This is a genomic window from Capnocytophaga sp. FDAARGOS_737, from assembly GCF_009730375.1.
GTDB classification, from domain to species: domain Bacteria; phylum Bacteroidota; class Bacteroidia; order Flavobacteriales; family Flavobacteriaceae; genus Capnocytophaga; species Capnocytophaga leadbetteri.
The window spans coordinates 1455085-1469195 of sequence record NZ_CP046316.1 but is presented as its reverse complement, the minus strand read 5'-3'; the positions used below and the strand labels follow the sequence as shown (position 1 = coordinate 1469195).

General features: G+C 39.1%; 9 protein-coding genes. 2 read left to right on the top strand and 7 right to left on the bottom strand.

Annotation, left to right across the window (positions count from 1 at the left end):
- Positions 1-69: 69 nt before the first annotated feature.
- The 7 genes from FOC45_RS06515 to FOC45_RS06485 all read right to left on the bottom strand — a co-directional run bounded on the left by FOC45_RS06515 (position 70) and on the right by FOC45_RS06485 (position 11378).
- Complete coding sequence (locus FOC45_RS06515; RefSeq protein WP_009389817.1) at positions 70-1485, bottom strand: trypsin-like peptidase domain-containing protein; 1416 nt, start codon at positions 1483-1485, stop codon at positions 70-72.
- A gap of 151 nt (positions 1486-1636) precedes the next feature.
- Positions 1637-3220, bottom strand: a complete 1584-nt coding sequence (gene pckA / locus FOC45_RS06510; protein ID WP_009389818.1) for a phosphoenolpyruvate carboxykinase (ATP) — start codon at positions 3218-3220, stop codon at positions 1637-1639.
- Positions 3221-3353: 133 nt separating this feature from the next.
- On the bottom strand, positions 3354-4703 hold the full coding sequence (locus FOC45_RS06505) for a DUF4302 domain-containing protein (RefSeq protein WP_009389819.1): 1350 nt from the start codon (positions 4701-4703) through the stop codon (positions 3354-3356).
- A gap of 7 nt (positions 4704-4710) precedes the next feature.
- Positions 4711-5808 carry a substrate import-associated zinc metallohydrolase lipoprotein gene (locus FOC45_RS06500; protein ID WP_009389820.1) on the bottom strand — a complete coding sequence of 366 codons (1098 nt, stop codon included), beginning with the start codon at positions 5806-5808 and terminating at the stop codon, positions 4711-4713.
- A 15-nt stretch (positions 5809-5823) separates the two neighbouring features.
- Positions 5824-7437: a RagB/SusD family nutrient uptake outer membrane protein gene (locus FOC45_RS06495; RefSeq protein WP_009389821.1), complete on the bottom strand. Its 1614-nt coding sequence runs from the start codon at positions 7435-7437 to the stop codon at positions 5824-5826.
- A gap of 19 nt (positions 7438-7456) precedes the next feature.
- A complete protein-coding gene (locus FOC45_RS06490) occupies positions 7457-10414 on the bottom strand; it encodes a SusC/RagA family TonB-linked outer membrane protein (protein ID WP_009389822.1) in 2958 nt (985 codons plus the stop codon).
- A gap of 268 nt (positions 10415-10682) precedes the next feature.
- A complete protein-coding gene (locus FOC45_RS06485; protein ID WP_009389824.1) occupies positions 10683-11378 on the bottom strand; it encodes an SAM-dependent methyltransferase in 696 nt (231 codons plus the stop codon).
- Between the two features lie 97 nt (positions 11379-11475).
- Here FOC45_RS06485 and mnmE point away from each other — a divergent pair, with 97 nt between their 5' ends.
- Both mnmE and FOC45_RS06475 read left to right on the top strand, forming a co-directional pair.
- On the top strand, positions 11476-12885 hold the full coding sequence (gene mnmE / locus FOC45_RS06480; protein ID WP_009389825.1) for a tRNA uridine-5-carboxymethylaminomethyl(34) synthesis GTPase MnmE: 1410 nt from the start codon (positions 11476-11478) through the stop codon (positions 12883-12885).
- 24 nt (positions 12886-12909) lie between these two features.
- Positions 12910-14109, top strand: a complete 1200-nt coding sequence (locus tag FOC45_RS06475) for a DUF998 domain-containing protein (RefSeq protein WP_009389826.1) — start codon at positions 12910-12912, stop codon at positions 14107-14109.
- The last annotated feature ends 2 nt before the right edge of the window (positions 14110-14111 follow it).

Here is a 14111-nt window from a genome sequence, read left to right as displayed (position 1 = left end):
AATTATGAAGTAATAAAAACTTTGTCAGAGTCCTAGAACTCTGACAAAGTCTATTAATTTTATTAACTATTAAAAGAAAAGTCTTTCTTTTTCTCCTTTATCATTCAGTATTTCTAATGAATTACGGTCGCGTGCCGAAAGTCCTGCCATTATGCTTTTCAGTTCATCTACATCTTTGATAGCTTTACCGTTGATAGATAGTAATACTTTGCCAACGATATTGATATTATTATATTCGTAGAACTGCCCAGCCCCTGTTACTTTTACACCTGCTTTGGTTTTAAATCGTTTGTGGTCAGCCTCTGATAGATTTTTTACCTCTAAGCCTAACGACTGTATGATGTAAGTATTGTTTTTCTTCAAGGTGATATCGGCAGTTTTCTCCTTACCATCGCGTATGTAGGTAGCTTTTAGTACATCACCAGGACGTTTAGAAGCTATATAACCACTGAGGTCAGAATATGTGTGTATCTTCACATTGTCAAGCTGTTTAATGATGTCGCCTTTCTTAAGTCCAGCAGCACCAGCTCCAGAATCTTCTTCTACACTAGCCACGTAGAAGCCTTCTGTTTCTTTCACATTAAGAGTTTTAGCCACTTCAGAGTCTAATCCTTGTCCACGCACGCCCATTACTCCGCGTTGTACATTGCCGTATTCAATTAGGTCTTCTACTACTTTTTTAGCGATATTGCTTGGTACAGCAAAAGAATAGCCCATATACACGCCTGTAGTAGATGAGATAGCAGTATTAATACCTATAAGGTCGCCGTTTAGGTTTACTAAGGCACCACCGCTATTACCCATATTCACGGCAGCATCGGTTTGGATAAATGATTCTATCTTATCGCTACCGCGCTCGCTAATATTACGTGCTTTAGCACTGATAATACCTGCTGTTACAGTCGAGTTAAGGTTGAAAGGGTTCCCCACTGCCAATACCCATTCCCCTAATTGAGTGTTGTCAGAGTTAGCAAAGGTAAGAAAGGGCAACTTCTCTTCAGCTTCTATTTTTAGTAGGGCTATATCGGTTGAGGTATCTGTACCTATCAGTTTGGCAGGATAAGTTTTATTGTTGTTTAGGGTTACTTCTAGCGTAGTAGCATTAGCGATTACGTGGTTGTTAGTCACTATATAGCCATCAGGAGTAATAATCACACCAGAGCCAGTACCTACTTGAGTCTGCTCGCCTCCGCCGTTACCATAAAAAAGGTCAAAGATAGAGGTAATCCCTTGCGATTTCACAGTGTTTTTTACGTGCACCACGCTATTCACTGTTTTATTAGCAGCTTCTATAAAGCTATCTTCTTTTAGCTCAAACTTCCCGTTAGCAGCGTTGTAATTAGTTTGCACTACAGCTGGGCGCGATAGCAGTTCAAGGGCTTCTTGTTTAGCATCGTGTTTGTCTATAAATAATTTGTAACCTCCTAAAGTCATAGCACCACCCAAAATAGCAGTAGCTACCATACTTGCATAATTCTTTATCATATTCTTTTGTTTTAGTATTTTGTTATTTCATACTACCATTAGGCAACAATTGTGCCAAATTCATAATTAACTATTCAGAATTGATAATTAAAAAAGCTGTTTGGTTTTTCACCAAACAGCTTTTTTCTACAAATATGTCCTTTAAAGCAAATTACAATTTAGGAGCACCAGCAAGAACGTCAGCACTTGCACCTTCAGCAAATTTCTTATCGTTGAAGTTTTGTACGAATGACTCAGCTAATTCTTTTAGTTTAGCACTAAATTGAGCTTTGTCTTCCCAAGTGTTTTCTGAGTTCAAGATGCTTTGGTCAGAAACACCTTCGCAAGATTGAGGCACTTTGAAGCCGAAGATAGGAAGATCTTTGTACTCAACGTTGTTAAGTTTGCCAGTAAGAGCCGCTGTAATAAGCGCGCGGGTATCTTTTAGGCTGCATCTCTTCATTTTTCCGTTGTATCCAGTGTTTACTAGCCATACGTTTACGCCAGTTTCTTTAATTTTTTCAGCTAAACGTTTTCCGTATTCAGCTGGGTGAAGTGGCATAAAGGCAGCACCAAAGCAAGCAGAGAATGTTTTTTGTGGGGTAGTAATTCCTACTTCAGTACCTGCTACTTTTGAAGTATAACCAGATACGAATTGGTAAGCCGCTTGCTCAGGAGTTAATTTAGAGATTGGAGGCAATACACCGTAAGCATCAAAAGTAAGGAAGAAAATGTTCTTAGGATTGTGTCCTATAGATCCTGGTTGGATATTAGCGATGTGGTAAATAGGATAAGAAACACGAGTGTTTTCGGTGATATCAGTACGAGCGAAGTCTACTACACCTTTATCATCCATAATTACGTTTTCAAGGATAGCTCCTTTTTTAATAGCTGCAAAGATTTCTGGTTCTTTTTCAGCGGTTAGGTCTACTACTTTAGCATAGCAACCTCCTTCAAAGTTGAATACAGTATTTTCTGGAGTCCAACCGTGTTCGTCATCACCGATTAGGTGGCGGTTAGGGTCAGCAGAAAGAGTAGTTTTACCAGTACCAGAAAGACCAAAGAAGATAGCTGTATCACCGTCTTTACCTACGTTAGCAGAACAGTGCATTGGCATAGTGTTGCGGAACACTGGCAATTCAAAGTTCATAGCAGAGAAAATACCTTTTTTAATTTCTCCGGTATAACCTGTACCACCTATTAGGGCGATTTTTTTAGTAAAGTTAAGGATAGCGAAGTTTGCTTGGCGTGTACCATCTACTGCAGGGTCAGCTTCAAAACCAGGAGCATTAACTACTAACCAATCTTCTTTGAAAGAAGCAAGTTCGCTATCTTCTATACGTAAGAACATATTTAAAGCAAAAAGGTTGCTCCAAGGAAGTTCAGTAATAGTACGAATATTAGTACGATATTTAGGGTCAGCACATACATACCCATCGTGTACATAGATTTCTTTGCTTGAAAGATAAGCTACTACTTTTTCGTATAGTTTATCAAACTTTTCAGGTTCAAAAGGAATGTTAATATTTCCCCACCATACGCGATCTTTAGTAATGTCATCTTTTACGATGAAACGGTCTTTAGGAGAACGACCAGTAAATTTACCAGTGTTGATAGCAATAGCTCCTGAAGAAGCCTCTACTCCTAATTTTTTGTCTAAAGTTTCTTGGTGTAGTTCGTCTGCTGAAAGTTGGTAACGAACGGTAGCGTTTTTGATGCCGTATTTATCTACAGCAAGTTTTTTTGAATTACTCATAATGTCTTATATTTAGAAATTTGTAATTTACAAAACTCATAGTTTTCAGTCTTCCCTTAAAGGGTCTTCCCTCTGAAAAGCGGTGCAAATGTACGCATTATTTTTCTAACAAAAAAATATTTTTAACATTTTTTTAGGGGGTATATATGTAAAACCATAGGTCAGGGTCTTTTACACTTGTCACCCCAGTATAATTATCATTATATACCGTCACTTTATAAGGGCCAGCCTTAGCTAAACTTAAGAATAATCGCTCTGCTTCGCGGTAGTAATAAAGACTATTTTTGTAAACAGGGTCTCCCTCATTAGGCATATCTTTTATCAGTATTTCTACCTGCTGTTCATTGTTGTTATTTGCTAATCCCACAAAGTCCATTTCGTAGTATACACTGCTCGTATTATTGAGGTTGTTTTTTTCTGCCACATAACCTTGTATGCCTGCTGTTTGTGCTTGGTCATTACCCATTACATTTGCTAACCTAATGTAGTTTAACAGAGTATAACTTTTATCTCTCGACCGTTCTACAGCTCTTTTAGCTCTATTGAACATATTGATTGCTTTGTCAGAAGCATTACTGCTGTCAAAAGTGATGTACGAAGCGTTACTGCTTAACGTGATAGCCGAGGTTACAAAGTTACTACTAATACTGCCATCAGCAGTCACTAAGGCTGTTTTATCATCATTGAAATGAAATTCGTCAAAGGTCACCCCATTTATCTTCACAGGTTCGTAAAATTTGATACCTTTTTCAGTGATTATAAAAGGTGATTGTACGTACTTTTGGTTATTGTCGTATATAAAAGTAAGCTGTCGGTAGCTGGGGAAGAGTTTAAGGGTTACCTCAGTACCTCCTACATTTATGGGTGAAAGCCCTTTGTACTGTAGAGCATTGCTATTCTCGCGTATTTTGTTCAAAAAGGTTTCTCTATCTCCAGTGAATTTCTTCAAAGTCATAATATTATTAGAGGTACGACCACGCAAGGTGAAAGTATCGTTTTCGTACTTCAGAATAATGAAGTCAGTTTCACCTCCTCTCGCATTAGGAAAAGTGGGCGATACAAACCTAAAATGATGTAGTACACTGTTGAAAGTGTCAAAGCTAAGCGTTGGTCCTTCTGTGATGTCATAGGTGAAGAAAGAAGTCTCTTCAGCATTGGTATAACTTACCTCTGATGAGGCGGTTACCTCACCATTTTTCAGCTTTATCAAAAAGTTATAACCTCCTATACTTCTATGAAATTTAGGAAAGTCTTTGTCAGTAGCAAAAACCTCTGGCTGATAGGGGTATACCCAATACCCTACGCGGTATTGTTCAGGGTAGTAAGTTAGCAGCCAATAGCCGTCGTTCTCTAAAGTATTTTTATAGCTATTGAGCGAATTTACAGTACGTTCTGAGGCTTTTTTTGTAAAAGTCTCCTCCTCCTTATAATTACAACTTATAAAGGCGAGAAATGATAATGATAAGAATATATATTTTTTCATTGTTGTATTAACGGGTTAATCGGGTGAAATCTTTTCGTTGTACAGGTACGCCATCAAAAGTCTTACCAGCTACGTATGGATATCGACTGCGTATTTCAGCGCGCAGTTCATCAAGGTTGATATTCCATTCTTCCTGTAGGTATTTCTTCATTATGGCTATTTTTTGTTCTATCTTTTGTTTACCGGTATAGGTTTCAGTAGGTCTTATTTTTCTGTCTGCCTCTTTTAGTACCTCTTCCCATACGCTAGTCGATTCATACGGGGTATAGTATTCTGTGAGGGTATTGCCATAGTTGCTAAATTTAGCTTTCCAAGCATTGTATAGTGCATCATCAAAACCATCACCATCAGCGTCTAAAGTACGGTTAGTAGTAGCACAACCGCAGTCTAAAGAAGCGTTGTAATACACTATATAGCGGGCTAATAGCTCTACGAAATCCTCATCGTGGTCAAAACTCGAGTAGGCAGTTATAAAACCTGCTTTTAGGTAGTTTTTGGTGCTTAAGTTCCACTCGTTTACCCAGCGGTCGTTCTTGTAGTCACTTGCTGATATTTTCTCATAATCAGTAGTGTATAACTTTGCCTGATGCCAAGTGTGAGCATTTTCGTGGTAAAGAGTAGCCAAAATATTGTCATTCAGCCAATAGATGTTGTTAGCCTCTAAGTGGTTTATATCGGTTAGGTGTATTTTTATACCTGCCGCAGCTAATCCCACCAATTTGGTACCAGTAGGGTTGAAAGCGGGTTCACCTATCAGTATAAGGGTGTTAAACGAGTGCTCTTTCATAAAGGGTTTAGAGGTCAGTTTTACGTATGGTTCTATAAATAGGTAGTTAAATACGTTAGCAAACTCTATCGCTTTGTTGTATTTAGTAGGGGTATAAGTATAAATCCTACTGATTTCTCGCTCCAAAAAGCGGTATAATATCTGTATGTTGTACGGTTTGGCAAAAGTCTCATCTAAATACTTGTCCAAATCGTTTTGGGGGTTCAAGCTCTGGCTTTCTTCTCCATTGCGAATGATAACACTCTCATCTGCGAGCTTATCGTCATTATCACAGCCTAAAAATGATAAGGCTAAAAGGGTGTATAGTATTTTTTTCATAGTTTATATTTTATTTTATCTTGGGTTTTCTTGCATACCTTTACCTATTACAGCATCAGGTAGCTGAATAGCTCTGCGCAAATCGTTTGCAGGCAATATAGCTTTCACAGTAGCATCGTTTCGGTTTGAGTTATCGCTCTGGTAGCGCGCTACTTCTATATTGTAGCGGCGTACGTCTTGCCAGCGCAAACCTTCGCCTAAGGTTAGTACACGGCGGCATTGTAGTACGTAGTGCAATAGGGGTTCTTGTACCCCATCGCTACTGATAGTGAATGACGGATTGAGGTGCTTCTTTTGGGTAGCACCATTTACGGTACTTTCTGAGTAGGCAATACCGTTATAAAAGTCTATAATTTCGTCCTTTGTTAAAGTATTGCTACTCGTATAGCCATTGATAGTGGTTTGTTGAATAAATTTAGAGGTAAACATATTCAGGTCGGTTACAGCACTGTCATACTGACCTAAGAGTATTTTTGCCTCAGCTCTTACCAATAAGGTTTCGTCAGTAGTAAAAGGTATCATTATCGTACGAGTACTACTGTCTTTAAAAGTGGGGAATTTACCATAAACTACCGCATCACGTCTGTTGTCAAACACATCAAAAGGGGTAAACCAGTAAAATTCATAACCATAGTTAGCTTTACCCGAATTGCCTTGTTTATCCCAAGGGTTAGCAGTAGCCAAAGTTTCTCCCGCTATACGGTGGTTGTGAATAAATCGTCTGGCATTAGAGGTTGAAAAATACGATGATGAAATTAGCGAATAAACAGGGTGTAGCATTAGGTTAGCAGTCTCATCTTCACGAGTGTAATAGATGGCAAACTTCTCTATATCAGTACCACCTGTTTTAGTAGCATCTCTAAAGTCTTTCCAATTGCGCAGCATATTCTTAGTAGTCGTGTTATTAGTAGTAAGTACTACATTAGCAGCGTCTAAAGCTTTTTGCCATTGTTGGTAATACAGATAGAAACGTGCTGCAAAAGCGTAGGCAGCTTTCTTGTTGAAGTGATATTTAGGCATCTCATAGTTGCTGTCATTTATTAACGGCAGGCCTGCTGTTAGGTCAGCATCTATTTGTGCATATACTTGCGCTACAGTACCTCGGCTATATCTACCGTCTAATTCTGTTTCAGAAGCTAACATATAAGGGATACCCAAGTCACTCGCACTAGTAGTCGGATTATAAGGTTTGCAGAAAAGATTTACTAACGAAAAGTGCGCATAAGCTCTTGCTACTAAAGCTTCTCCTTTGCTAGCATTGGTAGATTCTGGATTACCCATTTTTTCAATAGCTTCTAAAGCTGTATTAGCGTGATTGATAGCCTTGTAGTGGCTTGTCCAAATGTTTTGTAGTCCGTCAGAATCAGAGTATTCTTGTATTCGTTGCCAATAAGAGGCTTCTTCACTTAAATAGTTAGCATAGGTTATAATAGTACCTATATCAGCTATATTGTCTGATGATAGTTCACTTATTACTGCCGTACTAGCTGTAGGGTAAGCATTAGTAACTACTCTTCTTACTTTTTCAGGGGTATCGATACGCACCTGATTGTCTGGTAGCTCATCAAGCAGTGAGTTACAACCGGTAAGGCTTAGGGTTATACCTATTAATATATATATCTTTTTCATTTCTTTTGTATTTAAAAAATTAGAGACCTACACGTAAGGTGAAAATAAGTCGTTTAGCAGCAATAGGCGAATAGCCGTTAGCTAAATAGTCTGGGTCATCACCATTTAGTTTTTTATCAGCGTAAAGCAGTGCAAGGTTAGTGCCTTGTAGTTTTACACTGAGTTGGCGCAATTTATTTCTCTTTAGAAAATCTCTGCCAAAGGTGTAGCCTATAGAGATTTCTTTCAGGCGTATATTATCACCCTTAGCTACGCGTACATTAGAGTAATCATAGGTGTTGTACGCTTGTATGATGTTGTTATATCCTCCGTAAAGGTCGTACATATAGGTAGTGTAGAGTACCGGTATATTGGTGCGCTGTTCATCACCAGGGTATTGCCAACGGTTGTTGAGTTCGCGAGGAGCTACCCAAAAGTCGTTATAAGAATTGGTCAGCTTGCGCAAGCGTACCACATTGCCATAAGAATAGGTAAATACCACACCTAATGTTAAGCCCTTATAGCTGAATGAGTTACTGAAACTTCCTTTGTCAGTAGGGATAAGGGTGCCTGAGTACTCTAAGAAATCTACATTGCGGTTATCAAAACGGATACCACTCACAGTGCTGTTACCATCACTATCTAAGAAAGTAGGTAAACCCTTATCGTTCAAACCATTAAAAGGTACTGAGAAGATAGAGCGCAGTGGGTAACCTTCTTTAGCAAATCCCGCTACTGATTTAGAACTACTCGAATAGCCTATCATATTACGTACCGTAGGGTTAGTAAGCAGTTTAGTAATTTCGTTTTTAGAGCGTGAGTAGATGAAAGAGGTTTTCCAACTGAAGTCCTTAGTCTTGATGTTGGTAGTCTCTAATCCTAATTCTACCCCGCGAATACGTAGTTCTGCCATATTCCCTTTTTTAGTGATAGTACCTCCCACTCCTTGGGTTACGATGTTGCCTATCAGGTCGTAACTTCTACGGTTAAACCATTCTGCTGATACATTGATGCGGTTGTTAAATAACCCGAATTGGGTACCAAGGTTTAACTCTTGGTTTTTTTCGTAGGTAAGGTCGTGGTTAGCATTATCAACTATGTTTAGCCCAATCTCGCGCTTAGACGAGTTGCGCCAAGGCATATTAGTATAGATTTGCGAAAGTGAGTTGCTAACTGATGGCGAAATGGCGGTAATACCAAATGAAGCTTTAAATGAAAGGTGCGAAAGAGGTTTTAGGCGAGGGAAGAACTTTTCGTTGCTTACACTCCAATTTACTCCTACGTTCCAAGTAGGCATCCAGCGTATATAGCGCGATTCAGCAAATTTGTTAGAAGCATCATAGCGTAGTGTGCCGTTTATAGTATAACGATTGCCAAAGGTATAACTACCATTAGTGAAAAATGCTTGATTGTTGTTTATAGTGTTGTAAATGCTGTAGTAAGAGCTATTTTCTTCTTGTAGTTTTTTGAAAAAAAGATACGTGTAATAACTATAGTTGCCCGAGCCGAATAGCACACCATAATTCTGGTTCTTATCATCGGTATTTTTATAGTTATCCATTTCTACCCCCGCAAATAGCGATACGTTGTGAAGACCGTCTTTAAAACTATCGTTATAGCGCAAGGTAGCACGGAAGCTATTGCCTATAGTAGTACGGTCTCTTCGCTCGCGTATCCCACCTTCAGGTAGTACGATACTTGGCAAGTCGTAAGGGTCATTAGGGTCGTCATATAATCTAGGATTATAGGTGCGTACTAATGAGTTAGGCATTGCTCTGTATGACTGTGCGTAGTTCGAATTTTCTTTAAACTCAGTATTTTGCTGGTTGATGTAGTACCTGATAGCCCCCATCATAGTAGCCTCTACTTTTTTAGTGATTCTATAGGTCAACTCCGCTTGTAGTCTAAGGTTAGCAATGTTAATGTTTTTATAGGCATTATCTATTTCATTGAAGATATTATAAGGAGCAAAATCATTTACGTAGTATTCTTTAGGGTCCATACTGCGCGAGTGCGTTACAGCATAGTCGTATATATCTTGCTTAGGGGTCGTTTCTTTTCTGTATGAAAGGTCAGAAATTACATTCAATTTAAACTTAGAAGATAAGTTATAGTTAGCGTTTAAGTTGCCCGAATATTGGCTTAGTTGGTCTCCTTTTGTCCATCCTGGGTCAAAAAGCCCACTTAATGAGGCGTAGTAAGATGATTTTTCAGTACCTGACGAGAAAGAAAGCGTATGGTTCTGCATTATGCTCGTTTGGAATAGCTCATTAAACCAGTTGGTATTGCGGCGTTCAGCGGCTTGCAAGTAAGCGGTGCGTCCTGCTTCAGTATTGGGTACTACCGAGTTTCCATTGCGGTCTAATACATAAAATAAATCATACATTCGCCCTATGATTCCTTTGTTTTGGGTGATAGATTGGTTTTCTGATTTAAAGTGCCCGCCTCTTATAAGTTCTTGTATTACCGACATTTGGTCTTGCGAGTTCATTATATTATACTCACCATACGTAGGTATAAACCTAAAAGTTGATTCATTGGTATAGGTGATGCTACTACCGCCCGTACTACCGCGTTTAGTGGTGATAGCTACTACCCCGCCTATGGCGCGTTGCCCGTAGATAGCCGTAGCCGAGGCATCTTTTAGTACCTTAAAGCTCTCTATACTTTCAGCGGTAAGCCCTGGTATAGCGGCAGCTATAAGCATTTTAGCATCGTCCGATACTAAGTCTTCAGGTTTTAGGTCTACAGTACCTTGTAGTACCACCCCATTTAGCACCCATAGCGGTTTAGTAGAACCCGATATAGAGGTAGCTCCCCGAGTGTTAGTATTCATAGGCGTCTGGGCCGTAGTTGTAGTTTGCGTAGTGGTTTTAGTAACTGTCTGAGTACCATTAGCTACTGACGACAGTGTTTTTTTAGGTTGCTGGGCAAAGGCTTGTCCTACAGTAGCTAACCACCCGAAAAAAAGCAGTTTGCTTAGTTTTAGTGTATTCATTATTTTAGTTTTAATTTTTATAGTTGTTTTCTTTTAGAAAATAGGTCGCAAATATACGTCATAAAACGTAATAATGCAAATTTTTTTTTCTAATTTGTATTTCACGCCCATTCCACCATCTCGTTTAATGAAAAACAGAAAAATTTTCTCTTTAGCTTTTCTCTATACAAACGATATAGGAACGATACAGGAAGAGCGAAGGCTTAGCGAACAATTACCGAAGGATAAACAACTGATAATAGTCTGTTAAATGGGAAAATTTACTATTTTAACGCCCGATAATAAATAAAGTAGGTCGTTTTTGTAGGTCTACAGAAGTGTGTTTCCATTGGCGAATAGGCAGTGTTCTGATACTTTCAGTAGGTAGTGTCAGGTCGGTAGCTATACACAAAAGGGTGTCAGGTTGCAGCGTCTCAATAAGGTCGGAGAGCAACTGCTGATTGCGGTAAGGCGTTTCTATAAAAAGCTGCGATTGCCCTTCTTGTACTTTTCGTTCCAATATTTTCAAGGTTTTGCGGCGTACTTGTTTGTCTATAGGCAGGTAACCGTTAAAAGCAAAGTTTTGTCCATTAAGGCCGCTCGACATCATTGCTAATAACAAAGACGAAGGGCCTACTAATGGTATAACTCTAAGAGCCTTCTGATGAGCAACTCGCACTATTTCAGCGCCTGGGTCAGCCACACCAGGGCAGCCTGCCTCAGAGATGATGCCAATAGAGTGTCCTTGCAGACAAGGAGCGAGATAAGCCGTATAATCAGGGGTAGATTGGTGCTTGTCAATAACGCTTATCTGTAGTTCACTTTGTGGTTTGTCAGGAGCTATAAGTTTGATAAACTTACGAGCTGACTTTTCGTTTTCAACTACAAAGTAGGTAAGTTCTTGCACCGCTTGGGCTACCTGTGGAGAAAGCACAGTCAGCGGACTTTCACCTAATAAATTGGGGATTAAATATATACTTGCCATTATTTTTTAGCTATAAATTGGCGCAAAGATAAGAAATAATGCCTTATTATTCGTTTTTTTGTGCTATTTTTGTGCCCTAAAAGATGAGTAAGAACAGATGAACGGACTTTATACAAGCGATACAATAGTAGCACTCGCTACCGCTACAGGAGCAGGTGCTATAGGGGTGATACGCCTTTCGGGCAATGAAGCGATTGCTATAGCCGACACTATTTTTAAGGCACACCACGCTAAACCATTAGCAGAGGTCGCAACTCATACAGTGCATTTGGGAATGATAGAAGCAGAAGGTCACCAGATAGATGAGTGTTTAGCTACCGTCTTCAAAGGGCAGCGTTCTTATACAGGCGAGCCAGTGGTCGAGTTTTCTTGTCACGGCAGTAGCTATATCATCGCTCAAGTGATGAAGAGCTGCTTAGCAAAAGGAGCGCGTTTGGCTGAAGCTGGCGAGTTTACTAAAAGGGCTTTCCTTAATGGCAAAATGGCTCTTAGCCAAGCCGAAGCAGTGGCAGACCTTATTGCCTCTGACTCTGAGGCTTCGCATAGAGTCGCACTACAGCAGATGCGTGGAGGCTTTGCTTCTGAAATAGAAACTCTTCGGGGTGAGTTGCTCAACTTTGCTTCGCTTATAGAACTCGAATTAGATTTTGCAGAAGAAGATGTTGCATTTGCTGATAGAGATAGTTTCAAGGCGCTTCTCAGCCATATCAAGCAGACGATTACGCAGTTAGTAGCTTCTTTTTCAGTAGGGAATGTACTCAAAAACGGTATGCCGGTAGCTATTGTGGGTAAGCCCAATGCAGGTAAATCTACTTTGTTAAATGCATTGTTGAATGAAGAGCGTGCCATAGTGTCAGATATAGCAGGCACAACGCGCGATACCATAGAAGAGGTACTGCATATAGGCGGTATTGCTTTTCGCTTTATAGATACAGCAGGTATCCGAGAGACGCACGATGCTATCGAAGCTATAGGAGTACAACGAGCTAAGGAAAAGATAGCCAAGGCACAAATAGTTATTTTCCTCTATAATCAGTATGATGACACAGTAGCCGATGTAGTAGCATTTGTAAAAGAGCACTACCGCGAAGGAGTGTTTTTTGTATTGGTACACAATAAAATAGATCTATATACTGAAGGGGTACACACTTTTGATGAGCAGGTGCGTCACGCTTTAGTAGGCTATAATATAACATTGCTAACCCTATCAGCTAAAGAGCGTGTATATTTAGAAGAGTTGAAACAATCGCTTACTAATTATGCCCAGCAAATCAATAAGGCAGCAGCAGGCAATACAGTAGTAACGAACCTACGGCATTACGAGGCACTACAGCAAGCACTCACGGCAGTCGAAAGGGTAGAAGAGGGGTTAGCATCAGGACTTTCAGCCGATTTGTTGGCTATAGACATACGCGAAACACTTTACTATTTAGGTAGTATCACAGGGGCAGTAAGCAATGATGAGGTACTAGGAAACATATTTTCGAAGTTTTGTATAGGTAAATAGTTTGTAATTTAAATTTGTTATAATATGGATAAACCTTCTGTAAAAAAAGGAATACGTACAGTGGTGGTAGCTATGCTACTTATTTTAGTACCACTGTTTTCATTGTTGGTGTTAAATGCCTCTTACGAAGCACTCTACCTATTCTTTGGTGGGTTGGTCATTAGTGCGATTCTGGTAGTTGGTTTTTTAGTTTACTATAGCTTTTACTACCGCTGGGCACGATGGTGTATGGGGGGTATAGGCGCCTTTCTGCTTTGGATACTTGTTGTAATCTATCTTGATGATATAAAAAAAGTATATTCTGATTGGTCAATCCCCGATAAGTATGCACGCTATAAAATATTAGAATACGAAACTTCTTATCGCGAACAAGGTAAAGAAATACAGTTTCTGATGGAAGATGATGTATATAATTATTATTTTCTAAACGCTAAGAACGAATTAGTATGCTTTGATCATTATTTAGGAGCTATGTACAAATATGATATAGGCGGAAGAATGATAGATAAATTTATATCTGAAAAGCTAGAAAATCACACACGTGAAGGATTTTTCTTAAACTATTACTTTGTCAATACTATTCGCAATTTTTATACCTCGTGGGCTATTGATGGTGATACACTAATGAAGCCCATTACTTTTGTAGAAGGTTCTGATAAGTGGAGTGCCAAGCAGCGTTTAGAGCACCTCAATATAGTAAAAGAAAAAGCTGAATGTTATATGTTAAAAGAAATAATAATATATGACGACGATGTAAGTGCAGCCCTCAACAAAGATAAATTAGGTGCTAAGGTAGTATATAGGCAAGACCAAAAATGGCAGTTTTTCTATCTGTCTACTGATAGTTTTGGAGATCTCTCTGTCTATTCATTACGAGAGAAAGGCTTAGAAAAGGGCTGGAATAATAATTTGTTCATTGATATAATGGATACAGGACAAAAGACAGAGAGTCATAAAAGAGGAATGATACGTCCGCAATATATTAGTTATGACGGTGAAAATCAGTATTATGACTTAGTGATAGACAATGTGACTTTTAGACTGAAAAATACACCCTATTATTATGATAACGGTAATAGAGAAGTATTTATGCAAAAGGAAACCCTCTACTGGAAAGATAAAGAGGCAAGTACAGAATCATTAGGTGACTATGAGGTGTATCAGAATGTACATTTGTACTACAAACTGCTAACAAATAGTAATAAACTCTATATCATTAAGTAATT